19 protein-coding genes, 1 pseudogene and 1 riboswitch are annotated in these 26,649 nt (G+C 33.7%); of the genes and pseudogenes, 3 read left to right on the plus strand and 17 right to left on the minus strand.

Going from position 1 to position 26,649, the window contains the following annotated elements; translation table 11 throughout:
* Positions 1-168: 168 nt before the first annotated feature.
* From J0J69_RS06830 to J0J69_RS06865, 8 genes and pseudogenes are all read right to left on the minus strand, one after another.
* Positions 169-1,441 (minus strand): annotated as a pseudogene (locus J0J69_RS06830) (IS256 family transposase).
* A gap of 491 nt (positions 1,442-1,932) precedes the next feature.
* Positions 1,933-2,661: an HAD family hydrolase gene (locus tag J0J69_RS06835; protein ID WP_055275105.1), complete on the minus strand. Its 729-nt coding sequence runs from the start codon at positions 2,659-2,661 to the stop codon at positions 1,933-1,935.
* 683 nt (positions 2,662-3,344) lie between these two features.
* Complete coding sequence (locus J0J69_RS06840) at positions 3,345-3,647, minus strand: hypothetical protein (RefSeq protein WP_055244956.1); 303 nt, start codon at positions 3,645-3,647, stop codon at positions 3,345-3,347.
* 65 nt (positions 3,648-3,712) lie between these two features.
* Positions 3,713-4,924: an N-acetylmuramoyl-L-alanine amidase gene (locus tag J0J69_RS06845; RefSeq protein ID WP_212725688.1), complete on the minus strand. Its 1,212-nt coding sequence runs from the start codon at positions 4,922-4,924 to the stop codon at positions 3,713-3,715.
* Positions 4,925-5,214: 290 nt separating this feature from the next.
* Positions 5,215-6,519 carry a hemolysin family protein gene (locus tag J0J69_RS06850; protein WP_212724148.1) on the minus strand — a complete coding sequence of 435 codons (1,305 nt, stop codon included), beginning with the start codon at positions 6,517-6,519 and terminating at the stop codon, positions 5,215-5,217.
* A gap of 196 nt (positions 6,520-6,715) precedes the next feature.
* Positions 6,716-7,333, minus strand: a complete 618-nt coding sequence (locus J0J69_RS06855; protein ID WP_212724149.1) for a hypothetical protein — start codon at positions 7,331-7,333, stop codon at positions 6,716-6,718.
* A 101-nt stretch (positions 7,334-7,434) separates the two neighbouring features.
* The gene (locus tag J0J69_RS06860) at positions 7,435-7,926 is read right to left on the minus strand and encodes a hypothetical protein (protein ID WP_055242665.1); all 492 of its coding nucleotides are present in this window, start codon (positions 7,924-7,926) and stop codon (positions 7,435-7,437) included.
* Positions 7,927-8,075: 149 nt separating this feature from the next.
* Positions 8,076-10,160 carry an RNA degradosome polyphosphate kinase gene (locus J0J69_RS06865; protein WP_055275111.1) on the minus strand — a complete coding sequence of 695 codons (2,085 nt, stop codon included), beginning with the start codon at positions 10,158-10,160 and terminating at the stop codon, positions 8,076-8,078.
* A gap of 197 nt (positions 10,161-10,357) precedes the next feature.
* On the opposite strand from J0J69_RS06865, the gene J0J69_RS06870 reads away from it, so the two are divergent.
* The 3 genes from J0J69_RS06870 to J0J69_RS06880 all read left to right on the plus strand — a co-directional run bounded on the left by J0J69_RS06870 (position 10,358) and on the right by J0J69_RS06880 (position 14,656).
* Positions 10,358-11,821 (plus strand): Ppx/GppA phosphatase family protein, encoded by a 1,464-nt coding sequence (locus J0J69_RS06870; protein WP_055275113.1) that lies wholly within the window; start codon positions 10,358-10,360, stop codon positions 11,819-11,821.
* A gap of 752 nt (positions 11,822-12,573) precedes the next feature.
* A complete protein-coding gene (locus J0J69_RS06875) occupies positions 12,574-13,305 on the plus strand; it encodes a LytR/AlgR family response regulator transcription factor (RefSeq protein WP_055242671.1) in 732 nt (243 codons plus the stop codon).
* A gap of 10 nt (positions 13,306-13,315) precedes the next feature.
* On the plus strand, positions 13,316-14,656 hold the full coding sequence (locus J0J69_RS06880; RefSeq protein WP_212725689.1) for a sensor histidine kinase: 1,341 nt from the start codon (positions 13,316-13,318) through the stop codon (positions 14,654-14,656).
* 228 nt (positions 14,657-14,884) lie between these two features.
* Here J0J69_RS06880 and J0J69_RS06885 read toward each other — a convergent pair whose 3' ends face one another.
* The 9 genes from J0J69_RS06885 to J0J69_RS06925 all read right to left on the minus strand — a co-directional run bounded on the left by J0J69_RS06885 (position 14,885) and on the right by J0J69_RS06925 (position 26,534).
* Positions 14,885-16,204 (minus strand): amidohydrolase, encoded by a 1,320-nt coding sequence (locus J0J69_RS06885; protein ID WP_212725690.1) that lies wholly within the window; start codon positions 16,202-16,204, stop codon positions 14,885-14,887.
* Positions 16,188-17,894, minus strand: a complete 1,707-nt coding sequence (locus J0J69_RS06890; protein WP_212725691.1) for an adenine deaminase C-terminal domain-containing protein — start codon at positions 17,892-17,894, stop codon at positions 16,188-16,190. Before J0J69_RS06890 ends, J0J69_RS06885 begins: the two co-directional genes overlap by 17 nt.
* Before the next feature lie 19 nt (positions 17,895-17,913).
* Positions 17,914-18,960, minus strand: coding sequence for an ABC transporter substrate-binding protein (locus J0J69_RS06895; RefSeq protein ID WP_055305703.1), 1,047 nt, complete (start codon positions 18,958-18,960; stop codon positions 17,914-17,916).
* A gap of 25 nt (positions 18,961-18,985) precedes the next feature.
* A complete protein-coding gene (locus J0J69_RS06900; protein ID WP_212725692.1) occupies positions 18,986-20,014 on the minus strand; it encodes an ABC transporter ATP-binding protein in 1,029 nt (342 codons plus the stop codon).
* Between the two features lie 11 nt (positions 20,015-20,025).
* Positions 20,026-20,808, minus strand: coding sequence for an ABC transporter permease (locus J0J69_RS06905; protein ID WP_055275123.1), 783 nt, complete (start codon positions 20,806-20,808; stop codon positions 20,026-20,028).
* Positions 20,801-21,634, minus strand: a complete 834-nt coding sequence (locus J0J69_RS06910) for an ABC transporter permease (protein WP_212725693.1) — start codon at positions 21,632-21,634, stop codon at positions 20,801-20,803. The genes J0J69_RS06905 and J0J69_RS06910 overlap by 8 nt, the downstream gene beginning before the upstream one ends.
* A 31-nt stretch (positions 21,635-21,665) precedes the next feature.
* A riboswitch (purine riboswitch) is annotated at positions 21,666-21,766 on the minus strand.
* A 699-nt stretch (positions 21,767-22,465) separates the two neighbouring features.
* Complete coding sequence (aspT, locus tag J0J69_RS06915; RefSeq protein WP_212725694.1) at positions 22,466-24,145, minus strand: aspartate-alanine antiporter; 1,680 nt, start codon at positions 24,143-24,145, stop codon at positions 22,466-22,468.
* 319 nt (positions 24,146-24,464) lie between these two features.
* On the minus strand, positions 24,465-26,036 hold the full coding sequence (locus J0J69_RS06920; RefSeq protein ID WP_212725695.1) for a glycerophosphodiester phosphodiesterase family protein: 1,572 nt from the start codon (positions 26,034-26,036) through the stop codon (positions 24,465-24,467).
* A gap of 102 nt (positions 26,037-26,138) precedes the next feature.
* The gene (locus J0J69_RS06925) at positions 26,139-26,534 is read right to left on the minus strand and encodes an RrF2 family transcriptional regulator (protein WP_055242692.1); all 396 of its coding nucleotides are present in this window, start codon (positions 26,532-26,534) and stop codon (positions 26,139-26,141) included.
* Positions 26,535-26,649: the final 115 nt, after the last annotated feature.

The raw sequence follows: 26,649 nt of genomic DNA on the forward strand, positions 1-26,649 counted from the left end.
TCAGTTAGTTCTACTACCTAGTTCTCATTGATTATTGGCATCTGTCTTTATACAAAATAGCACAACTATTTTAAAACGAATTGGCTAATTCAAATAATGAAAGTTTTTATATCAGTTTATTTTAATAGAGAGCCTGTCAAGTTAAGTGTGTAAACTAATTTTTAAAAATTATAGATAGGGTGTTAAACGATCTGGGTATAAGATTAATAATTGATTTAATATTTGACTCCAATTTGAAAGTTGACGTCGCCACTTCTTAGTAACTTCCATTCCCTAGCAGCGGAGGATGGTTCACTTCGTTCTCTGCCAGGGGACCCATGGTTTGAAGTTAGATTAATTTCATCACCGATGTTTCATTTGGAAAAGCTCCTTTTCCTTTTAGAACTTTTCTTAATTGGCTATTGTAGCTTTCAATGGCGTTTGTCGTATAAATCATTTTTCGAATTTCTTTAGGAAAATTAAAGAGTTGATAAACTTCTTCGATGTTATTTTCCCACACTCTAACGGCTAAAGGTACCAGGGGACTCCATTTATTTTTAAAGGTCTCAAAGGCTTGTTCTGCTACTGATCGATTAATCGCTTGATAGATTTGTTTTAAATCATAACAGAATGATTTTCTATCTTGATAAGAAACAAATTTCGTTGATTGTCGGATTAAATGAACTAAACAACGTTGAACGAGGGCATGAGGAAAAACAGCTTGAATGGCCTGTTTAAAGCCACTTAAACCATCCACACAGGCAATACAAATATCTTGCACTCCACGAGCCTTTAATTCATCTAATAAACTCATCCAATAAGAGGCACTTTCTGCTTCTCCGATAGAGAGGCTTAAAACATCTTTGCGACCATCTAAAGACACACCTATGATACAGTAAACTGCTTTGTTTGAGGCACTCATTCCATCACGCACTTTGACATGAAGCGCATCTAAATAAATGATAGGATAAACAGGCTCTAAAGGCCGTTGTTGCCAATCTTGAATCAGTGGAATCACTTTATCAGTTACAGCAGAGATCGTTTCATGTGACGTTTCAAAGCCATAAATCTCTGCTAATGTTTTAGAAATATCACGCGTTGATAAACCTTTAGCATAAAGCGATAGAATCTTTTCTTCAATTCCGATGACATTGGTTTGACGTTTAGGCACGATTTGAGGTTCAAATGAACCTTGCCGATCTCTGGGAGTCTGAATCGTTGTTTCACCAAGACGCGTTTGAATGGTTTTAGATTGACGTCCATTTCGTGCATTTGAAGTTGATTTATTACGAAAATCATATCGGCTATATCCTAGATGTTGATCTAATTCAGCTTCTAATGCTTGTTCAATAAAGCCTCCAAACATGTCTAATAAAACAGCTTCAATATCACTAGCAGATTTAATGTTGTATTCATCTTGGAGGAGATTAAATAATTGGTTCATCGTAGCTTTTCTTGTCATAAATAATAAACTCCTTTGAAATAGTTAACTTATTATGGTAACTGTTCTAAGAGTTTACACACTTTATCTTACACCCTCTTAATAGAAAAAGTGTATCGTTTATTAATCATCAAAAATGAAACTTTCACTTTATGGAAAATCATTTTGATACAGGATGAATATAAAAAGTATCAAAACAGTGTGTCATTTATTAGGGGAAACTATTAAAGTAATCAGTGAATGCTCACTTATAGAACTAATAAAACTTCATGATTTCTTTTAATAAGTATTAAAAAGGGACTCTAAAGTCAAGAAAACTGAAAATATGGGATGATTAGCGAGCTTGCTCGCTATTTATGAGGAAATACAATTTCCCCACCCATTTAAGATGTTTTCGTAGACTAAAGAGTCCTTGATTTATTCTAATACTTATTTTTAATTCAAAGAGAGTCTCTCTATAACAAATTTTAGCTATTTACATATATTTTGAGACATCTCCCTTTAGCTCATTTCTATAGTAATTCAATATGATTCATATCAAGTTTGTATTTTACATCTTTACGTTCAACAATGACATTGATTTTTTCTTTTAATTGTTCATCTTCCATTAACTTTGTAATCAACTCTTTTGTTGGATTAATGGCAAATGGTGTTCCAACTGCATGAAACATTGTTAAATCGCCTGTTGTATCACCATAAGCATAACTTTTACTTAAATCAATATCGTATTTGGCTTGAAGCTCATTAATGGCTTTTTGTTTACTAACAGCATCCCACATCGGAATGACATTTCCATTGTAACATCCTTGCTCATCTGTTTCATAAATGGTTCCTCTGAAGTCATCCATTTTATATTTATTTGCCATTTTACTAACTAATTCAAGGGGTGAGCCTGAAATCGCAATGACAATATGACCTTGTTCTTTGTGCCATTTCATACGTTCACGTGAAAACGTGTAGATGCGATCTCCTTTTTGATTGATTACTTTTTGTGCAACATGATCAATGTGTTCTTTACTTACACCAAGAATAGCTTGTTTATAAGCATCCACCATCTTCAATAGATACTCATCATAGTCACCTTCACGACGATCCCATTTTAAATAAACAGGTTTCACTTCGTTATGCCAAACATCCTCTTCGATTAATTCATATTTAATAATTTTCTTGAATACTTCCGTAATAAGTCCTTCACGATAAATCGTACCATCAATATCAAAAAAGGCTGCAATCTTAGACATGTTACCCCTCCTGCTGAAATTAAATTTTGAACAACATACTGACACTAAGATTTAGTGTTAACAAATGGTGTTCGGACTATAATAGCAAACTAATTAAAAAAAATCAAGAATAAAACAACATTAAATTTATTCTTACCATTCAGTTTTGTATGCGTTTTACTTTGTCGATTTATAAAATTCTATTTTTTATCATTTACAGCGATAATAAATTCTATTACGTTCATACAATATCATACCTTTAATCAAGAACGATAAATCGAAAAGGGATCTATATGGGAACTTATTATAAAAATTGATTTAAAGATAAATTAATGATTATTATGGGAAATTGGACGAGTGACTGCTATGAGAGGACCATTAAAAGGCGCTAAAATCGTCGTTGTTGATAATGATTAAGTAAATGGCGCAAAAACACTAGTTTATATTCAGGATAAAGTTGGAGAGGCACTCTTTCTAAACTTAGATACCTCCATTGAAGAAAATGCAAAACAAATGGGCGAGCAAACAATCGAATGTTATGAAAAATTAGATCTCGCAATCAATGATACTAGTGTAATAGGAAATCCCGTTCCAGTTCATGAATTAACTAAAGAAGAATAAAAGGATCATAAAAGAAGGCGAATTTAGCTTTTTCTATGGTCCTTTATATTGTTCATCTTATTTCAAATTAATTATTTTCTTCGCTATACTTGTGTAGATTTTGAAGATCTTAATTGCATAAGTTTTTCAATTAGGGAATTGACGACGCCACTACCACGACTCACAACTAGCCCAGTAACTATCTCCCCAACATATGGAACAACCATAGTTATTCCTAATATACTAAATAAATCTAACTTAGCACAAACACAAACTGCGATACTTAATATAATTGCTCCGATTTTTTTATAGCTTAATTTCCCATTATTTTTGAATAATGTATTGAATGTTTCAACGGCTGATTCTATCAGAATTGCGACTACGACAACTGCTAGCAGTTCCATCATTAGTTAACCTCCCCCCGAAAATATTAGTTATTCATAAAGATTGATTGTTAAATCCTTTCCTGACCTTATATTTTTTTGGTATAGGATAAACTGATCCAACCAGCCCCACTTTTTAGCTTTCCGAAGCCATTACTTTCATCAACAATTGTATAAACTTCGTTAGCTTTAACAGTAGTAACGACAGGGTAACTAGTACCTGCACCCGATCGAACATTTAATACGGAACAATTCACAATTTTAACTTGATAGCCAGATGAACTGGAAGATGAAGTGGTTGTAACTTTTTCAACATAATCTGTCCCCATTGAAATCCAACCCGCTCCAGATTTCAAGCGTCCTAATCCATTGGATACTTCTACAATGGTATAAACATCACCTTTTTTAACAGTTCCTACAACTTGACTTGTGAATGAGGCTTCTTTACGAATATTTAATTCATTACAAATCACTTTTACAGTAAAACTTGAAAAACTATCGGTTGAAGTTGATGATGAATCAACTGTAACTTTTTCAACATAGTCTGTTCCCATCGAAATCCAACCCACTCCAGATTTTAAGCGTCCTAATCCATTGGATACTTCTACAATGGTATAAACTTCACCTTTTTTAACAGTTCCTACAACTTGACTTGTGAATGAGGCTTCTTTACGAATATTTAATTCATTACAAATCACTTTTACTGTAAATTTTAATCCTGGTAAACTTGGAGACTCATCACCAGGTGAATACGGAGGTAAGATAACCGTTGTTCCACTAGATAATTTAGGGTCACATCTTCCCTCTTTAATCGCTTGCAAAACAGTTTCTACTCTTGTTTTGACACTATTCCAACGACCTTCATCCCGGATTCGGTGTGGACAATTTTTAGCTGAAAAATCAGCATGTTGTTTTAAAGCATCAATTCCTAAATCATATTGATATAGTAGTCGTGCCATTACATAAACTGCATTTTCTTCTGCAGCGGTATATTTAGACCCCCCTGATTTTGAATAACAAATTTCAACGGCAATTCCATAACGATTACCAGGTCCACTACTACCATCACCGGCATGCCAAGCATTACGGTTAAGCGGTATTCCTTGAATAACACACGTATCATCTACGGCAAGATGATAAGAAACTGAATTATTATTACGAATCATATAGCTGACTTCATTAGTTGCTGATGCATCATTTGCAGTATTATGACAGACAACATATCTAGGTTTCATGGGATAGGGACACTTGATTGAATATTTACTACTTGAAACTAAGTTTTCTTTAAAAATATAACTCATTTTTATTAACCTCCCTCTAAAGAGTCTTATATTGTATTGTTATTTAGAAGTTCTTGAACTAAATCAATTACTTGGATAATGCACTGGGACGGTTACATATCTTATAATCTTATATATCTTAGTTCCTGTTTTATCATATTCAAAAAAATAGTTTATTGAATGGTCGTTTCACCACCTCTGTATTTAATTTCATCTTACAATAATTAGAAATATTAGTTAAAAAGAGATGACTCCTGCACAATACAGAAATCATCTCTTTTTCATTTCGAGGTGGTCGCTCATAAAATCATTTATTGAATATGAATCTTAACCATTTCGATTCGTTTATCTTTCACACATTCGATTTTAAATACAAGGTTTTCATATTCGACCATGCACTCTTCTGTTTCACTTGGAATATAGTCAATTTGGTTAATTAAAAATCCACCTAATGTATCATAGTCTTCTGTCTCTTCATCAAGATTTAATTGCAATTTATCATTAAGTTCTTTTATGCTAATCAATCCGTTAACAATATATGTATCATTATCAATTTTTCGAATAACAGGATCATCGTCATCGTATTCATCATTAATGTCACCCATCACTTCTTCAATTAAATCTTCAATCGTTACAATTCCTGAGAACCCTCCATACTCATCAATCAATACAGCAAGATGGTTTTTAGATTTTTGTAACTCCTTAAATAGTTGATCAATGTTTTTACACTCAGGTACGAAATAAGGCCGATGAAGTAATTTTTTAATACCCACATTTTCAAATCCAACTTGATAAGCTTCATGCAAAAAATCTTTAAGATATAAAATTCCAATAATGTTGTCCATATCGCCTTCATAAACTGGAATACGTGAATAATTTTCTTCTAATAATTCTTCAATTGATAATGGTAGCTTAATATTAATCATATAAACTTCAGTCCGAGGAGTCATAACCTCTTTAGCAAGTTTATCATCAAAATCAAAGATACTATTAATCATTTCTTTTTCAATTTGATTAATGACACCATATTCTTCTCCTGCATCAACCAGTGATTTTATTTCCTCACGAGATACTTTTTCTTCTAAATCCGTGTCACTCATTCCAATGACTCGAAGTAATACGTTAGTCGATAAAGACAAAAGTTTAACGAAAGGCTTCGCAAATTTAAAAACAAAGACAATCGGTCTCACCGATAACATCGCCATCTGTTCTGATTTTTGTAAAGCAATACGTTTAGGCACAAGCTCACCAAAGACGAGTGTAACATAAGATAAGAGTAAGGTAATGACTACTAGCGAGATAGATTGTGCATAAGGTATACCGAGCTGTGATAAGGAAGCACCAATAACTTCTGAGATTCCTGTAGCTGCTGAAGCACTTGAAAAAAATCCTGCTAATGTAATCCCCACTTGAATGGTTGATAAAAACTTATTTGGTTCTTCTAATAAATCAACGAGTAAGGATGCTTTCTTATTTCCGTCATCTGCTAACATTTTTATTCGATTTCGATTGACCGATACAATCGCCATCTCCGCTGACGCAAAAAATGCATTCAATAACGTTAATACTAAAATCAAAATAAATTGTGACACTAAGCTCATCGGTTCCGGGTCCATAAAATTTATCTCTCCTCTATATTATAGAATTTACGGTTATCCTAATATATGAAAGACTCTTCAGTATGAGTCAGGAAATTATCTTTACAACTCTCTTTGAATATCTACCTTGATACTAATACTATATTCACTTCCTATCAGGTGGTAACAAAAAATCCCCGCATAAAAGGGCTGTCTCAAACTTGAGATATCCCCCTTAAAAACGAAACTTATTTATATACGGCTCATACCAATCCGTTTTCCACCCTTGTTCCTGGCAAAGTGCGAGTAATTGATTTTCATCATTAATACCTCGCTCGGTAATTAAGCGATGTGTCATTTTATTAACCATTAAACCATTGTCTATATCATCAGCATATTGTTTATAAATTGCATAACTACGTATATGTGAGAATTCACAATTCAGCTTTAATGGATCACCTGTTAATTCATCATATTTAACATTATAAGTTTTCTTACGTTTTTTCTTTAATGTCCGACGCGCTACCGCTTTATCTTTATCGTATTCTAACCTCAGACGAACAACCGTATCACACATATAAATACTCTCATAAAATTCTTTTGATGCAATAAGAGCTAATCCTCTTTTTCCTACTCCATTTTCTTCAATCTCTTTAGCTAACTGCGCAACGACTTGAAAACCTCTAATATAAGGCTCCCCATTAAAGTACTGCTTATCTTCACTCGGTAGTTTCATTGCGATATATCTCGCATTATCCACACTAGTTCGTAAAATCGTATGAAGTTTCTCTTTTTTAACCCATATCCATCCTTTTTCATCAACTAAAACACCATCACGCCATGCATTTTTCAACTGTGTTTTAACTCCTTTATAGATTCTTTCATCCATGTCTGGAATGGGATAATTCAAATCTTTGCCTGGATGATAAAGAATTAAATCATTCTTCCCAATGGCTATTCCCTCCCAACCATTTGATTGTACAAATCATTAAGTTGAGCCATTGCATCACTCGCATGAACATGTTTGCAAACATCAGGATGAATGACCTTAGAAATATGATCACGCCAAGTTTTAGCCTTTCGTTTACTACTAAAATGTGTGGCCGTAATTCCTAATTTATTCATTCGCGCTTCACCATCCAATTCGGTTAAGTAAAAAATGTATTCGCTTGCTTTTGTTGTAAAATAACCGCTTTCGCTAACCGTTTGGTTGGTATTTTCACTCGATGGACTAACCATTGCCTCATCTACGAGGTTTTTACATTCGCTTAAATTTAATTGTTGAATCGCTTTTTGAAAGTCTTCAATCGATACCAATAGCTCCTTCCAACTCCGACCAGAAACATGAATTGTTTTGCCACCAAACTTTTTGATTTCTGCTCTAACTTCCTTAAAATTTCCTAATTTTTTTAATTCGTCTAAATCTTTAACATGTAACCAATCCAATCTTAAACACCTCATTTCGTCTAACTCTACTATCACTTTATTCCTACAGATAGGTAATCAGAACGAAAAAAAGCACCGATTAAATTAATATCTAATCGGTGCTTTTCACTTAAATTATCAAAGCTAAAACTAGCTTTTAGACTGCTCAGTTATTTTAAAATTGGCATTAATACGTCGCAGATTTTAATCTTTGGTGCTTCATCTTTCATTACATGGAGCATCTCCATTTGAGAATTAACAATTCTTTTCTTAATCTCAACTGGAACATAACCTCCATCTGCCTGTAACTCATAGGCATTTGTATTATCACTTAAATAAATGTCTAAGATTTGTTTTATTTTTTCTTTAATACCTTCATCCTCAACAATTCCCATTGTCTCCACGCGTTTACTTAAATTACGATACATCCAGTCAGCACTTGAAATATAAATTTCTTCTTCACCATCATTATAGAAATAATAAATACGGCTATGCTCTAAGAACCGTCCAACAATACTACGTACGGTGATGTTTTCACTAATGTCTTTCATTTGTGGACGCAAACAACAAACGCCTCGAACGATCAATTCAATCTTAACGCCAGCCATGGAAGCTTCATACAATTTCATAATCATCTGTTTATCATATAAGCCATTCATTTTAGCAATGATATGTGCCTTTTTCCCTGCTTTAGCATGCTTAATTTCTCGATCAATCAATGCTTCAAATTTTAAACGAAGCTTATGGGGAGCAATCGTAATTTTCTTCATTTTATCTGCTGAAGCATAACCTGATAACATATTAAATAGAATCGATGCATCCTCACCCATTTGGTGATTCGATGTTAAAATCCCCATATCGGTATAAAAATTAGCAGTGACATCATTGTAATTACCTGTTCCAAAATGAACATAACGAGTTAAGCCATCCTTTTCTTTACGAACAATTAAAAGAATTTTACAATGTGTTTTTAATCCAATAACACCATAAATCACATGGCAGCCCGATTTTTCAAGCTTACGAGCCCAGTGAATATTATTCTCCTCATCAAAACGGGCTTTTAACTCGACTAGCACTGTTACCTGTTTCCCATTCTCAGCCGCACGTGCTAATGCTTCAACAATTGGCGAATGTCCACTGACTCGATAAAGCGTTTGTTTAATCGCTAAAACCTTTGGATCATCCGCAGCTTGTTGGACCATTTTAACAATGGGATCAAAGGATTGGAACGGATGATGTAATAATATATCTTTCTCACGCAAGACATCAAAGATGGAACGTTCTTTTAATTCAGAAATTGAATTAGGTATAATGCGTGTAAACTTCAACTCATTATAACCTTCAATATTACCTAATTTAGATAAAAAGGTTAAGTCTACTGGTCCATGAACACGGAAAACATAAGCGTCTTCTACTTCGAGTTCCTCTTCAAGAATTTGTACAATTTCACGCGGAGCTGAAGATTCAATTTCTAGACGAATCACTTCTCCCCACTTACGTTGTTTTAATGATTGTTCAATCGTTTCTAATAAATCTTCAGCGTCTTCTTCATCAACGTGCATCGCTGCATTCTTCGTGATTCGATAACAGCAACTATGTAAGACCTCATGGCTACTAAAAAGCTCGGATAGTTTTGGTTTAATTAAATCTTCAAGTAGCATATGGACCGATCCTTTTTCCGTCGGAACAGGAACGATTCGCGGTAAAACAGAGGGAACTTGAATCGTAGCAAAAACTTGCTCATGATCTTGTTTTCCCATCAGTAACAACCCAATATTTAATGTCTTATCTAAAATAAGTGGAAAGGGACGGGCTTGATCAATGACCATCGGTGTCAAAACAGGATAAATTTGATTTTGATAATAATAATCCATGTATCCTTTTGTTTTTTGATCTAACTCCTCATATTTTACTAGCTCAATCCCATACTCTTTGAGTTCATCTAACAATGCATCATACGTCTGATAAAGCTCGGAAACAATCGTTCTAGTCTTAAACAAACTTTCCTTCATTCGCTCAATTGGACTTCGACCAGACATATCCTCTGTCTGAACTTTTGCCTGGCAAATATCATATAAACCAGCAACACGCACCATAAAAAATTCATCTAAATTTGAACTAACAATCGATAGAAATTTCGCACGCTCTAGCAGCGGGTTTTCTTTATTCTTCCCTTGCTCTAATACGCGTTGATTAAATTCTAATAAGCTTAATTCACGATTAAAAAAATAACTTGGCTGATCTAATGATTCCATCACACATCTCCCTATTCTTTTTACCCATTTTATTTCAAACTACCATATTTTTTGGGGGTAATTGTTAATCTTCTGTTATATTTTTATTAATTTTTGGTTAAAAAATTCATCCTTTTTATCTTTGTCTAAAATCACGTTTTTCTTCAATAAGATTTTGTTATAATAAGTAATAACTCGAAAACAAAGGTGTGATTTCATTGAAAAAATTAAGTATTATCGATATTGGGTCAAATTCAATTAAGGTCTTAATTACTAATCTTAATTCCAAGATATATTATGATATTCTTTGTGAAGAAAAAGTCCCATTCCGTATGAGTCAATACATGACGCCAGATCAAACCTTAAGTGAAGAGGGATCAAAGAAATTAATAGATATTCTAAGCTACTTTAAACATCTTAGTGATTATCATCAATCGAAAACCATCTTAGCAATTGCAACCGAAGCGACGCGCCGTCTAAAAAACTCAGAACATATTTTAAATCAAATTAATCAGCAGTTAAATATTCAGGTCGAGCTTCTTCCTGGGGAAATGGAAGCTTATTACGGTTACTTAGCAACACTTCATACGATTGATTTATCAGATTATTTACAAATCGACATCGGAGGATCAAGTATGGAAGTCGTCCTCGTAAAAAATAAAAAATTGATTAACTCGATCAGTCTTCCACTTGGAGCAATTGTCACAAGTAAAAATTTCAATTTAGGAGACGAAATTACCCAAGAAAAATCGGAAGCTTTCAAGAATTTTATTAATTCATCGTTTAACGACATTCCTTGGTTAAAAGATGCCATTCATCTACCAATCGTCGGAATTGGTGGTACAATTCGTATGATTAGTAAAATCTATCGTAATCTTATTGGCGATAACTTTAAACTTCAACATCAATACATCCTCACATGTGAGAACTTTCAAACTGTTTACGATATGTTAGCGCCTCTCTCTTTAAAAGATCGCTTAGGTGTAAAAGGAATTACGAAGGAACGTGCGGATATTGTGTTAGGTTGTTTAATGACAATTCGAGCTTTAATGAGCTACATTGATTCTAAAGAACTTGTCATTAACCGCTATGGAATCCGTCAAGGTTTAATCTTTAAACAACTTGATCTTCCAACTCATTCAGTTCTCGATTATTCACTTTGTAACTTGCTCACTCATTTTAAACTTGATGAGCATCATAACGACCGACTAAAACAATCAACGTTAACACTTGCTAATCAATTAGGCATTAATGATCCTTCTTCAGTCAATATTCTAAAAACGATTAGTAAACTTCATCAGATTGGACAAGTCATCTCATACCAAAATGTGAATAAACATACCTTCCATTTACTCATGAATGTCCAAGTAAACGGCTTAACTCCAAAGGAACAATTAATGTGTGCTTATACTGTGAAATTGTTAGATCGCTTCAATATTAAATTAGAACATGCCAATGTCTTAAATGAGCCAGATCTTGCTCACTGTAAAAAACTTTCACTTATCCTTCAACTTGCAAGCTATCTAACTGCATTAAAACAAGAATTCACCTCACTTCATGTAAAGGAAAATAACATACAAATCCAATTTTCACATCCAATTCCAAGCATTTATATCGGAAAACTTGAAACCCTATCTAAACTTTACACAGAAGTCTTTAATAAAAAGTTAATGATTCATTAAACTGATGGTATGAAGCCTATATTACTAAAGTCGAAGCTAGAGTCATCTTCAAACTAAAGAACAAAATAACTACTTCTTTTATCTCTAATAAATTAAAACCTCCCTTACCAAAGATCTTAAATCCTTTGATAAGGGAGGTTTTTTCCATTAAACACGCTTAATTCTTAAACAATAATAAAATGTTACAATTCATGATTATCTAAATTCCACCCAGTTGTATAGAAAAATTTAGGTCTTTCCTAAAAAGATTATTTAATAGTTTCATTTACAATATAAAAAGAAGCTATTGGGAGGTAGCTTCTTTTAAAAACGATACTCTTCAGTAAAAATCTCTGTAAATATGGGAAAGAGAATCTGCTTAGAGTAAATAGGGTAATATATGATTTTGGGAATTTATAGAGAATATTCTCTTAAAGATTAAACCTCTAAGAACATGTTTATTATAACAAGAAACTAGTAGAAAGTTACGACTTGGGTACAAACAACATCTTCTAAGGCATAAACGACATTTAAATCAACTAATGGATTAATTTAAACTGTTCAGATTTTAGTATAATTCTTCCCTCTATTTTATATAGTTTTTTCCTATGTCTCCTAATTCTTTTATGGTAAGATATGAATAGTAGAAAAAACAAACATTTTGTCGTCATTATGAGAATGATTCCAAGCTCTGCATAAGTCATTATTTTTTCATGATACGTATTGAACATTTTTTGTATTATATTGAATTTTTATAGGGGGGAAATTTAACAATGATTAATATTTGTTTATGTGATGATGATCTTAATTATTTAAATTACTATTCTACAAAAATTAATGAATTAGCAGATATCTATCATATTCCGATTATGATGGAAACCTATACCAGCGGTGAAAGCCTTACTTTTGAATTAGAAGACAATCCTAATCGAATCGATATTGTTATTATTGATATTATTATGAAGAAGTTGAATGGAATTGAAGCGGGGCAACTTTTAAGAAAATTCGGTTATACTGGCATTATTATCTTTTTAACTTCTAGTAAAGAATATGCACTCGACTCTTTCTCAGTTGAGCCATTCAATTATCTAATTAAAGATTTACGTGATGAAGAACAATTAAAAGGAACCTTTTTAAGAGCGATGATGGAAGTTGAAAAAAAGAGAAAGAAAAGTATTATGATTTCAAGTAAACAGACAAATAAACTAATTAAACTTGATAATATTTTGTATATTGAAAGTATCGGAAAAAAGGTCATCTTATATAATCTATCCGGTGAAAAAGAAGAACTGAATACAACACTTAATAGTTTAGCTGAAAAAATTAACGAGTATGGATTCATCCGTTGTCACAAATCATACATCGTTAACACAACCTACATCAGCTCCTTTAATAAATCAGAATGCTCTCTTAAGCAAGGGATTACGATTCCAATTGGACGAAAGTACTCGTCTACCTTCAAAGAGAACTATCTAAAAAATGAGCTAGACCATATCCTTTTATAGAGGTACCCTTATGAGTGAGCAGCTAATTCAATTAATTCTTTTTATTTTAATCTATATTTATAATGTTTGTCAGCTAAACTATTTTAACAAGCTATTAACGACGCGATTTTCTTCTCGCATGATGATTATCTTCTTATCACTATTTTTAACACTTGTTTCAATGTTTTTAATCACCTATAAGATTTTCATTCCTCTAACCTACTTTATTTTAAGTATCGTTTTATATTTTTCTCTAAGACTTTGTTTTACTGATCTCAAGTCAGTTATTTTTATTATCTGCATTAACATCGTCTTTCAACTCGTTCTGACACGTGATATCGTCATTGGTGTCTCATCACTCATCACAAACCAAAGTATGTATACTCTTGTCCAGGATAAAGGAAACTATATGCTTTCATTCTGTGTCTCCCGCATTATTGTACTTTTTATCCTGTTTAATTTTAATAAACTACTTCCATTAGATATTGCTAAGAAAATATTAATGAATATCCCTATTTTAAAGTTTACGATTTTAGTAAAAGGAACACTCGTGATTCTCATGCTAAATTCTAACTATATTGACTTTTACTCTGCTAATATCAAAACAACAACTATTCCACTGTTAATGAATCGAGGAATTATTGCTCTTTGTTACTATTTCCTTTTGTTTACACAAATTCAACAAATAAAATTTAAAGAAGTTGAGTTAAATAATAAGCTGATTTCACTACAACTTGAACATCAAGAGGAACTTTATAAAAAGCGAGATCACTATGCGGAAATTCTAAGAACGTATAATCACGACTTTAAAAGTGTCTTAACTAATGTCAGTTATTTTCTCGATCAAGGAGATATCCAAAAAGCAAAAGAAATTTTAAAAACGATTGATTCGGATATTAAAGTTATTATTACAGAAAATCAGTCTTATTCAAATCGACTCATTGTTGATGTCATTCTAAACTCCTTGGCTGAAAAATGTAAACAAGCTAATATTGAGTTTAATGCCGAATGCTTGATTCCTGAACATTTATCACTAACAGACTTATCATTAAGTCGCATCTTTGGTAATCTTGCAAATAATGCATATGAAGCCTGCATCAAACAAGATCAACACGATGAGAGAAAAATCACATTTAAAAGTTATATTAAAGATGATTTCTTTATTATCTATACTCAAAATAGCTTTAATGGTGAAATTATTATTGAACACAATAGAATCAGAACAACAAAACAAAATAAAAAACAACATGGCGTTGGGATTGAAAGTATTAAAAACATCGTCGAATCCGCTAATGGGATCGCCTTATTTGATGTCAATGAGGAAAAAAATATGTTCAGATTTTACATTAAAATCCCTCTTAGTCATGAGTAAGATCTTTGTTTCCACATTTTCAAACACTCTGTTCTCTCTAAGACAGAATGTTTTTTATAAGATGGATTATACACTATACTTACTTATAAATGAACTCAATTAATTTAATCCCCTGTGCATGGCGCTTAATTACACCCATCTATTTATTTAGACTATAGCCTAAAAGCAATAATTTAAATAGAAAATAAGAAAACCTCAGATTTTCCATCTGAGGTTTTCTTATACCGATTATAATTCTTTTGAACGTTCAACTGCTCGTTTTTGAAATTGTTGCATTTCTTGTTGAAGAGCTATTTTTATTTCTTGTTGATTGAAAATAGATTGTTTATGATTTAAAACTCGAACTCCATTAATCCAAACACTATCGACATTTGAGGCATTTGCACTATAAACAATTGCTGAATATGCATCATAAATTGGGAACATATTTACCGAATCTGTTTCAATTAAGACAATATCAGCCTGTTTCCCAACTTCAAGTGAACCAATGCGATCATCCATTTTTAATGCCTTCGCCCCACCAATCGTCGCTAATTTAACGATTTCTTCAGCTTTAAATAATGAACGATCTTTATAATGAGTCTTTTGCGCATAAACGGCTATTTTCATTTGTGTAAATAAATCGAGTGTATTCCCACTACTTGGTCCATCTGTTCCAAGGCCAACAGCAATTCCATGCTCGATCATCTCTTTAACAGGGGCAATTCCCTTTCCTGCCTTCATATTTGATCCCACACAGTGAGCAACACTTGTCCCACGTCCTGCCATTAACTTCATATCATGCTCGTTTACATGAATACAATGAGCAGCGACTAATCGATCACTTAAAACACCAATTGAATCCAGATATTCAACGGGTGTCATATCGTACGTTTCACGGAATTCTTTCATTTCATAATCCATCTCGGCTACATGCATCGAAATTAACGTCTCGTATTTTTCAGCGATCTCATGTGCTTCCTTTAATGCATTTGCATCATTCGTATTTGTCGCATGTGGGGCAATAATAGGGGTTACTAACTCATGATTTTTCCATTTACTAATGAATGCCTCACTATAAGCTAACCCACCATAAGCTTCCTTACAATCACAAGTTGGGAAGTTAATCACCGTTTCACCAAGCATACCACGCATATTTAATTCATCGCAGGCACGGGCCACTTCTTCTTCAAAATAATACATATCTAAAAACGTCGTCACACCACTACGCTGCATCTCTAAAATCCCATAACGTGCCGCCTCATAAACAAGTGGCTCTGTCATACATTCAATTTCCAATGGAAAAAGATAACGACGAAGTCGGTCTGGACAATCATCACCTAATGAACGAAATGGAATCATTGAAACATGAGCATGCGTATTAATCATCCCTGGAATCAGTAGTCCCCCTGCCGCATCAATAATTTCATCCACATGTTGCTCCATTTCCGCCTTATATTCTCCTACATAAGAAATCTTATCATCTTTGATGACTAACATTCCTTTAGGATAGGTTGTTAATACTTCATCCATTGTTAAAATCCAAGCATTTTTAATTAATGTCTTCATAATAAACCTCCTCAATCAACGGAACAATTTCTTGTGTTTTTGTGTTAATCATTCCAATATCAGTTACCTTCAGTTCAGGTGAGACTGGAAGTGATAATGTTGAGAAAGACATGATTTCATTATCATGTTGATAACCTAATTGTTGCATCGCCAATCGAACATCTTCAAGTTGCTTAGCTAAAACGTCAATTGGCTGAGCACTAATGATACCTCCAATTTCTAAGTAAGCTTTAGCTACCACATGACCATCTTGTACAACGACATACCCTCCCTGCATCTCGCAAAGCGTCTGTTGGGCTAACATCATATCTTCAGTATGATTCCCCATCACCATGACATTATGATGATCATGCGCCCAAGATGTTGCAATCGCACCACGCTTGTTGATAGGGGCATCTAATAAGGCATGAGCCCTATTTCCATTCTTCCCGTAACGTTCATAAATCGTTAATAAACAGAGGTTTTCTGATAAATAATCTAGGATCCCACCTCTAATTGGGACTTCTTTTTGAAGCTGTTTCGTAAATGTTGAATGAGGTTGTGTTTGAATGACATTGCATAATGCTTTTACGCCATTCACATGAATTTGAAAATCTTCAACTGAAGCTTTTTTACATTGAATGGATTGATAGAAGTGATTAGGAAACTTCTGATCATGATTTTCCTCTAGTGAAACAGTCTCACTTGCAACACACTTTCCATTTTTATAAACTGAATGAATCGTAAAGTCAGTGACATTACTCAGAAGAATAAAATCGGCTAAGCGACCAGGAGCAATCATTCCACGATCATCTAAATGCATTCGTCTAGCTGGCGTATATGTTGAACAATAGATCGCTTTTTCCACAGGCATTCCTAAAGAAACGGCTAATTTGATGATTTCATTTAAATGGCCTTTTGGTAATTTATCCGCCATGACATCATCAGTGACAAATGCAAAGTAATCATAGAAGTTATAATCCATCAAGGTTTGAATCGTTTCTTTATTCATTGATTTTTTCTGAATTTCTAAAAACATTCCACTCTTAATTTTTTCAATGATACTTTCAGGTGTTTGTTGTGTATGATCAGCTGTTACCCCTGCCCCAATGAAATCGGCTAAATCTTTTCCACTAATTTTGGGACAATGCCCTTCAATGGGTAAAGATGGTCTAAGCGCTTGACAGACTTTAATAATCTCTTTAATCGTTGATGTTTCTTTTTTACATAAATCTTGAAAGTTCATGACTTCACCAAGACATAAAATAGCTGGGTGTTGAAGCAATTCCTTTACTTCTTCTACTCCAATGAAGCCACCTGTTGTTTCTAACTGAGGTGAAGTTGACGGAACTGAAGAAGGAATTCCATAAAAAATATCCAATTCAGTTGCATTGGATAAAAATGATTGAATGCCTTCTAATCCAAACACGTTTGCAATCTCATGAGGGTCAGCCACAACGGTTGTAACCCCATGAGGTAAAACGGCTTGAGAGAAACGTGAAGGTAACGTCATAGAACTTTCAATATGCATATGTATATCAATTAGACCTGGTATCATCCATTTCCCTGTTCCATCCATCACCTCTTCATGAGTGATTGATAGCTGATCAGCAATCCTAGAAAAACGGCCATTCTCAATTAATACATCTTTCATTTCAAATTGTTGTGTAAATGTTTGATAAACTAAAATATTTTTAATGATCATATCCATATTGAATTCTCTGCCCTAATTAACGATTAACAATACGGTTCCATTGATCAACCCAGTTATTTAATAATGGATTAACAAATGAATAGTTGATCACTTTAGCATTGTCAGCTACTTCACCATAAGTTTTATTTTGTGCTGTTTCTTCATCTAAAACAACATCTTTGTTAGTTGGTGCTTCATTTAAGCTAACTGCTGTTGCACTTTGTAATTCTTGGCTTAAACGCCAGTTTACATATTCGTAAGCTAACTCTTTATTTTGAGAATTTTTATTAATATCAATCGTATTGAAGTTTACGTAAGTTCCTGATGCTGGTACGACGAATTTAACATTTGGTTGTGCTTGCTCAATTGTAGGGATTCCGAAATCTCCAACAACCGCTACTGCAATTTCACCTGATGCAAACATATTTGCTAAATCACTTGATTTAGAATAAGTTTTAACAATGTTTGGCTTTAACTCTTCTAATGCTTTGAATGCAGCTTCACCTTGATCGGCTTCAATATCTCCACCTACAACATCATTTGCTACATAAACCATTGCTGGTCCAAACGTTGTTGAGATATCCGGGATTGAGATTTTTCCTTGTAATTCTTCATTCCATAAATCTGACCAATCGTTGATTTCAAATCCAACAGCTTCCGGATTGTAGATAATTCCAATACTGTTTACTGTATAAGCGGCACCAAAACCGTTCTCAGCTAATTCAGCTGCTGGTTCAATTAACTGACTAGCATTTGGAATTTTTGAATAATCTAATTTTTCAAATAATCCCGCTTCATATCCATTTGCTGCAGTTGCTTGTGATAATTCAATGATGTCAACTGTAGAGTTTGGATTGTTAGCTAATTTTGTATAACGATCGTTTGTGCCACCTGTATCTAAAACTAATTCAACATCATATTTTTCTTCAAATGGAATTTTAACTTCTTGTTCCCATACATCTTGACTTAATCCCCAAGTTGAAACGACTAATTGTTGTTTCCCTGAATCTTCCGTTGCTGAACATCCTGTTACAAGTGTTAATGCCATTGCAGCACCTAATGCTAATTTCCATGTCTTCTTCATACTTCTCATTCTCCTTTATACTTGCTTAAACTAAAACGATTTTGTTTGCTGGAAGATGTACTGTTAATTCATCATTAATCTCATATACATCTGCTCCATCATGATTTACAACAATTTTCCCTAACTTTGTTTCAACTTCATACTGATAACTCTTACCTAGGAATGTGCGAACTTGAACCTTTCCACTCACACAGTTTTCCTTTGCTTCTTTAACAATCTCAATATCGTCTGGGCGAATTGTTCCAATTGTCGCTTCCGTTTCTGGTAATTCTGTTACCGTAAATGCTAAGTCCTCACTTAAGAATGTGTTTCCTTCTTTATGCTTCATTGGAATAAAGTTTTCAAATCCGATAAAACGAGCAACGAACTCAGTTTTTGGTCTAGCATAAATATTCTCAGGTGTATCGTATTGCTCAATAACCCCTTTATTCATAACAGCTACACGGTCTGAAATAGCGAAACATTCTTCTTGATCATGAGTAACAAAGACAGTTGTAATTCCCAATGCTTTTTGAATTCGTTTAATTTCAACACGCATTTGAATACGAAGTTTTGCATCTAAGTTACTTAATGGTTCATCAAGTAATAACAATTTAGGTTCGATGACTAAAGCACGTGCTAATGCAACACGTTGACGTTGACCACCTGATAATTGTTTTGGTAAACGATCTTTATACTCTAATAATCCACAGACTTCTAACATATGATCGACTTTTTCCTCGATTTGTTTTTTGTCCATTTTACGTAGCTTTAATCCAAAAGCGACGTTGTCTTTTACAGTTAAATGTGGGAATAAAGCATAGCTTTGAAAAACTAACCCAAAGTTACGTTTATGAACTGGAATCTTAGTAAAGTTATCACCATCAACTAAGAAGTCCCCATCTGCTATATCAATAAAACCTGCAATCACGCGTAAAGTGGTTGTCTTACCACATCCACTTGGACCAAGTAATGACACTAACTCACCTTCACGCATCTGTAAATTTAAACCTTTTAAAATATCATTTTTTCCATCATAAGTTACACGAATATCATTTAATTCTACGAATGCCATGGTGTATCCTCCTATTTTGCTAATGAATTAATTCCAAGTGTTTTTTCCACGATAAACATGATTACAATTGTTGCCACCATTAATAAGACCGAAACAGCTGACACCGTTGGATCATAATAATACTCAATATAATTCATTAACGCCGTTGGTAACGTTGTCACCCCTGGACCTGTTAAGAACATTGAAACCGGAATATTATTAAATGAATTAATGAATGCTAACAAGAAACTTGAAATAATTCCGCTAGAGATGTTTGGTAAAACAATCTTAAAGAATGTCTGAATTTTATTACATCCTAAACTCCATGCTACTTCTTCAATTGAGAAATCAAATTGCTCAAGTGAAGCGCCAACAATACGAATAATATAAGGCAATACAACTAAGAAGTGTCCTAATAATAATCCTTGGAAGACTGGAATTTGTAATTTAATTACAAGGAATTGGAATAAAGCATATCCGATTACAATCCCAGGAACAATTGTTGGGGATAAGAAGAAACTTTTTAATAATTTCTTCCCTGTAACTGAGTAACGTGACATTCCATAAGCTGCTGGAATCCCAATGACTAACGCAATTAAAGTTGATATAAATGCTAATTTAAAACTTAAATAGAAAGAATCTATAAATGTTTTTGACGTTAATGCTTTAACAAACCAGTCAAAGGTGAACCCTTTAATTGGGAATGAAATGGTATTCTCTGTCCCAAACGCAGTTACAGTAATAATAACTAATGGGAAGAATAAAAAAGCAAAAACGAACATTGAAATGAATGTTAACATTTTATGTTTACGCATCAAGTTCACCTCGCTTATCTACTTTGGCTGCTACGAAGTTTAATCCCTTCATAACGATTAATGTTGTCACAATCATGATGGCTGCGATAACACTTGCTCCCGTCCAATCATTTAATGTCATTGAACGTTGATAGATTAAAGTTGGTAAAACTAATGCTTTGTTTCCACCTAAAAGCTGTGGAGTTGTGTATGCTGTTAAAGATCCTGTAAACACAAGAACTGCCCCCGTAATCATTCCTGGAACACTCATCGGTAACACAACTTTCATAAAGGCGGTTATTCGATTAGCTCCTAAACTCTCCGCGGCTTCCATCATATCGTTATCGATATTATCCATAACCCCAACTAATGTAATAATCATAATTGGTAGGAATAAATAGATGGTTCCGACTAAGACAGCAAATTCGGTATACAACATACTTAATGGTTGTTCAATTAACCCCATGCTCATTAATGCATTGTTGATAATCCCGTTTTTACCTAAGATATTAATCCAAGCAAAACTACGAACAACTGAATTCGTTAATAATGGGAAAATCGAAATAGCAATTAATAAACCTTTCCATTTTGTTGAACAACGTGAAATAAAATAGGCGGTCGGTACTCCAAATACTGTACACACCAAGGTAGCAATCAAGGAGATTTTCAGCGTACGATAGAAAATCTCTAAATAATATTCATCCTTAAAAAATGCGATATATTGATTTAGAGAAAATCCATTATCAAAAATTGTTGGCCACAATGTTGAACATAATGGCAACATTAAAAATAATAGTAATAGTACAAATCCTGGAACCATTAATATATAAGCTGAATTTTTCTTCATGTAGTTACCTCCTTGCGATAGAGCGAATGATCTCTGTTCTATCTCTTCTCATAGTCCGATTTTTTACGGAAATCGGGTAGAAACTTACGCACCATATTTGCGTTATATATGAAAATAACCTTGATAACTACCGTCATTATATCAAATTTTTATACATTTTTGCAGCATTTATGTAAAAATTTGTAGATATATGTATTAAAAATCCATTTCGTTAAATAAAAAACACACCTTTGTGAAAAGTAAATTCGGCATTTTCAAAAAGAAAAAGGCATTGAACCCTAAGATTCAATACCTTGATTAATAACTTTTAAACTTCTTAAATATCGTGTTACCTGCGCTAAGCAAATCGTCAAAGACGATACCTTAGCTTTCCTCAACTGGGTCACATAGCGATTGTCTATGACAATCTTATCTATAATTGCTAGGGTAATTTATTTGTACTTTGTATTCACCCCATTAATTGAGGAAACCAGCTACGCAGGGTGGTCCTCGTTCATATATCCCTAAAATATAATAAATTTGATTTCTTTATTTTCTCTCTCCCCTACTTAAAAATACCATTCAATGTTATTAACTAGTCATCTATTTTAAAATGAGAAATCTAATGAGACATATTTATACCGTTGAAATGAAAAAAGTATTTAATATAATTTGATCTACAACTATCAATCAACAACCTTGATATTCTCCCACCACAGGTAAGATAGCTAAAAGCTTTGCTACTTAACTTTAGAGCTACACTAAATCAGTATTTAAATTTAGCTAAATTATAATAGAAAAAGCCTTAGATGAGAAGTCAAATGACTTCCAATCTAAGGCTTTGTTATTATGTTAAGAGAAAAACATCACGATTAATGATCCCCAAACGGTTAATAAAATATTTCCTACTGTATATGGGATTGTGTATCCTAGAACAGGCGCATTACTTTTTGCTTTTTCACAAAGTCCACCGACAGCAGCTGTTGTTGTTAAAGCCCCAGCTGTTGCCCCTAATATAACGGGAGCTGAAAATTTAAATACATACTTGCCAAGGAAAATTCCTGAGAAAGTGGAAATAGCTGTTACCATCATTCCAGCTAAGAAGAAACTCAATCCCGAACTTTGTAATCCATCCACAAATCCTGGTCCTGCATTAATTCCAACCACTGCAACAAAGGCAGCTAAACCAACGTTACTTAAGAACCAAGTGGCACCCGATGGGATACGGCCAATCGTTGGACGACGGGAATGAAGGTATCCAAAGATTAGTCCCATAATCAACGCTCCACCACTTGTTGATAACGTAATACCAATCTTACCAATCATTAAAGATGGAACACCGATTAATCCACCGAATAAAATTCCAAGACCAACAAACGTCATATCTGTTTCATCTGATTGACGAACAGGCTTCCCGATACGAGAAACTAATCCTTCAACATCATCAACAGGTCCTGCTAACGTTAAGACATCATGTTTATCAAGCTTCGTCTCTAGCGTATAAGCAACCTCTTCACCTGCACGCTTAAGTTTAGAAATAATAACTCCTCGTGTTAAATCATTGTCTTGGATTTCTTGAATAGATCTTCCGATAATCGCTTGATTTTTCACACATACATCTAACGATTCTGTTCTAAAATTAACTAATTGATGATCATAAATTTCTTCTCCTAAATCAAGAAATTTAATGTGTTGTACATCCTTCTCTTTAAACGCGATCGCAAGACAATCATTTGTATGAATAAGAGTGCTTGTATTAGCTTTAAACACCTGATTATCACGTTTAATCTTAACAATAAAGCATCGAATATTTTTTTGTGATAACTGTGCTTCAATCTCAGAAACAGTTTTCCCTGCATATTCATCATTGACTTTATACATACGATATAAAACATCACTTGCATGTGAACTAACGAACTCATCTTCAAATGATTCTTTCGCTTGTTGATCTAGTTCTAAACATTCTTTTTCTAAATCAACACCTAAAATCTTTGGTCCGAATGTCGTTAAAATAAAGGTACATCCAAGCGTCCCAAAAATATAAGTAACAGCATATCCAACTGGCACAAAGTCCATCATCTGTTTTTGATTTGAAATATCCATCTTAGAAATAGCATCTTGGGCCACGCCAATAACAGAAGATTGCGTTAAAGCACCAGCTGCAAGTCCTCCAGCTTGTCCTGCATTGAACCCCATCATTTTCCCAACAAGGATGGCTGAAATTAAACCTATCACACAAACGATAACAGCAAAAATCATCTGTGGAATTCCTTCTTTTTTCAATCCCTTAAAGAATTGAGGACCTGCATTATATCCTAATGCAAATAAAAATAATAAGAAGAAAACAGCTTTAACCGTATTATCGACTGTAATTCCTAACTGACCGACTAATACACCTGTTACTAATACACCCGGTACTGTTCCAATCTTAAATGAACCTATTTGAATCTTTCCAATCGCATATCCGATGGCTAGTGTTAAAAATAATGCTAGCTCTGGATATGATTGAAGGATTTCAACTAACCATGACATCTCTTTCACCTCATTTTAAAATATTGAAAGCAATCACTATTTAAATTGCTTTCCTCTTAATACTCATCATGCGATTTTTCCTCGTTGATTGACCATTTCTGTTGCTTTTTAAATCTACACATGGTAGTACAAAAATGAGGTACTTCATTTATCCTCTCGAGTCAAATTCTCACGTTTTGTCGAAAAATCATTTATTGTGCCGAGTCTATTATAATAGCATTTTCATCAATGTCAAGAAACAAGTTGTAAATTAATGTATAAAAACATTAAATATACCATAAAAGGAGCTTTCAATTCTGAAAGCTCCTTTATAGCTTGACTACATATATTCTATTTTAATACGGACGTCTCGGAGCATGAAATGGGAGTTACTCATATTCCAGGATCCTATCAGGACATTATAATAGTCTTTATTCCCACTCACTTGATTCATCACGATAAACTGGCAATCAACATATCCCCAATCATTAATAGCCTTTGTTTTAATACTTCGCTCGATCGTCGAAGCCTCATCCATCTCAATATATTCAAGTCCTGCTCGAACTTCATCCCCTGAAATATTTCGATAGAAAAACGAGACACTCACAACATCCCCAGCATTTAATGCTGGCAACTTAATTTGTAACATCTTCTTAGCTTCATGATTTCCCCGAATCTCTAAAATACTCCCCGTCTCTCTCCACATCCATTCATTTTCATCTTGATTATCAATGGATGAATGAAGACACGTCACATAATTTACACGATGATCAAATAAATAACTTTTTACTTTTCCGCTACTTTGTAACGCTTGATTATAAAGCAACACATTCGTACTAATGCAATCAACACCCATATCCACTAAGTTTTGCATCTCTTCCCCATGATCAACCGTCCAAGTATTCACGAGTACTCCCTTACTATGTGCATAATCGACCATTTCTTTTGAAACTTGCTTTTTATAACAGTCAATATCCATGTCATATCTCGCACAATAATCAATATTTTCTATGGTCATCTCTGCTAACCACTGAATATTTACTTGATGATTTAATTTTCGAACCTCTGTCACAATCTCTTTTGAAAAAGAAATAATCACCACATATTGAAGGCTTCCCCACTGAGCAACAACCTCTAACAATCGAGCCACACTCTTCGGTTCAATTTCTTTTATCTCAATCACCGGTACTAATCCCCATTTTTTACAGACTGCTAAATACTCCTCAAGCGTTGGAATCCTTAGATGAGGATACTTTTTCACCTGATTCCCACCATTTATAATAAGTTCTTTTAACTCATCCAATGAATAATGTTCCGGTTTTCCACTTCCATTTGTCATTCGTTCTAATGTGTCATCATGCAGTAACACAAACTCCCCATCTTTTGTTTCATGAATATCACATTCCGCCCCATAGTAACCATATTTCCCTGCTAACTCATAAGCTAGCAACGTATTTTCTGGTGCTAATGAACTTAGACCTCGATGTGCAATCATTCTTATCTTTGGTGATAACGTCGATTTCTTCACATCAGTCGCTCTCATCTCTTGATCACCTAGCGCCAATGGATGGGGAACAACCAAGTAAAAAGAAGCTGTGCCTAAACACTCCTCGTCAGGCCCATACACCATTATTTCACATGGTATACGTACATCAAAATCACTTAAATAATTAGTTAAATTTAAAGACACACTTCCTACTTTATTTGAAACAACTTCACATCTATTAAAAACACTTTTCCCATTCGTCTGATTCGCACAAACATTAACTCGGTATCCTGATAAATCTAGTACTTCTTCTTCTTCTTCACTAAACAATTTAACTTCAACCTGACTTCCGTACTCATCATATCGTATCCGACAAATCGTTTTTTTACTTTCGTTTAACTTTAAGCGAACATACTTCTTATACATCCTCTTCACCCCAGTCTGTATATTCTCTAAATTATACAAAATTCATGGCCCATATATGCAAAAAAACTCCATTAGACCTGTCTAGTTAATGGAGCACTTTTTTTATAGTAAATCTGCTAATGTATACTTTGAAAATTCTTTTATAAATTGATTGAGTGCTTGAGAAGAAATGTGCTTTAATTTACATCCTGATGACATTAAAGGACAACTCTCTGGTTTACTGAAACATTCGACAATGTTCATATTATCTTCCGTCACCTTTAAAAGATCACCTAGATTAATTTCACTTGGTTTTAACCCGAGCTTTAATCCACCAGCACGACCTTTAATTGAAATAATATAATCCGTTTTTCCAAGATGATGGATAACTTTTTTCATATGATGCTCTGATGTATTTAATGCCTTTGCTAACTCATCAACGGTACATAATTCATCACTATGATGAGCTAAATAAATGAGCGCTCGAAAACTATAATCACTAAACTTTGATAATTGCATATTAAACACCACCTTTGTTTCAATTATACAACAGAAACTGTCTTCACTTGAATGAAAACAAGACTTAAAAATCCTTCATCATCTTAAATGTGCATTTTACTTGCACATTTAATTT

This window comes from Turicibacter bilis (assembly GCF_024499055.1).
GTDB lineage: Bacteria > Bacillota_I > Bacilli_A > MOL361 > Turicibacteraceae > Turicibacter > Turicibacter bilis.

Coding starts and splice junctions, on each gene's coding strand:
- J0J69_RS06835 (WP_055275105.1), bottom strand. CDS start 2,661: ATGTCTAAGATTGCAGCCTTTTTTGATATTGATGGTACGATTTATCGT.
- J0J69_RS06840 (WP_055244956.1), bottom strand. CDS start 3,647: ATGATGGAACTGCTAGCAGTTGTCGTAGTCGCAATTCTGATAGAATCA.
- J0J69_RS06845 (WP_212725688.1), bottom strand. CDS start 4,924: ATGAGTTATATTTTTAAAGAAAACTTAGTTTCAAGTAGTAAATATTCA.
- J0J69_RS06850 (WP_212724148.1), bottom strand. CDS start 6,519: ATGGACCCGGAACCGATGAGCTTAGTGTCACAATTTATTTTGATTTTA.
- J0J69_RS06865 (WP_055275111.1), bottom strand. CDS start 10,160: ATGGAATCATTAGATCAGCCAAGTTATTTTTTTAATCGTGAATTAAGC.
- J0J69_RS06875 (WP_055242671.1), top strand. CDS start 12,574: ATGATTAATATTTGTTTATGTGATGATGATCTTAATTATTTAAATTAC.
- J0J69_RS06880 (WP_212725689.1), top strand. CDS start 13,316: ATGAGTGAGCAGCTAATTCAATTAATTCTTTTTATTTTAATCTATATT.
- J0J69_RS06885 (WP_212725690.1), bottom strand. CDS start 16,204: ATGAAGACATTAATTAAAAATGCTTGGATTTTAACAATGGATGAAGTA.
- J0J69_RS06890 (WP_212725691.1), bottom strand. CDS start 17,894: ATGGATATGATCATTAAAAATATTTTAGTTTATCAAACATTTACACAA.
- J0J69_RS06895 (WP_055305703.1), bottom strand. CDS start 18,960: ATGAAGAAGACATGGAAATTAGCATTAGGTGCTGCAATGGCATTAACA.
- J0J69_RS06900 (WP_212725692.1), bottom strand. CDS start 20,014: ATGGCATTCGTAGAATTAAATGATATTCGTGTAACTTATGATGGAAAA.
- J0J69_RS06905 (WP_055275123.1), bottom strand. CDS start 20,808: ATGCGTAAACATAAAATGTTAACATTCATTTCAATGTTCGTTTTTGCT.
- J0J69_RS06910 (WP_212725693.1), bottom strand. CDS start 21,634: ATGAAGAAAAATTCAGCTTATATATTAATGGTTCCAGGATTTGTACTA.
- aspT (WP_212725694.1), bottom strand. CDS start 24,145: ATGTCATGGTTAGTTGAAATCCTTCAATCATATCCAGAGCTAGCATTA.
- J0J69_RS06920 (WP_212725695.1), bottom strand. CDS start 26,036: ATGTATAAGAAGTATGTTCGCTTAAAGTTAAACGAAAGTAAAAAAACG.
- J0J69_RS06925 (WP_055242692.1), bottom strand. CDS start 26,534: ATGCAATTATCAAAGTTTAGTGATTATAGTTTTCGAGCGCTCATTTAT.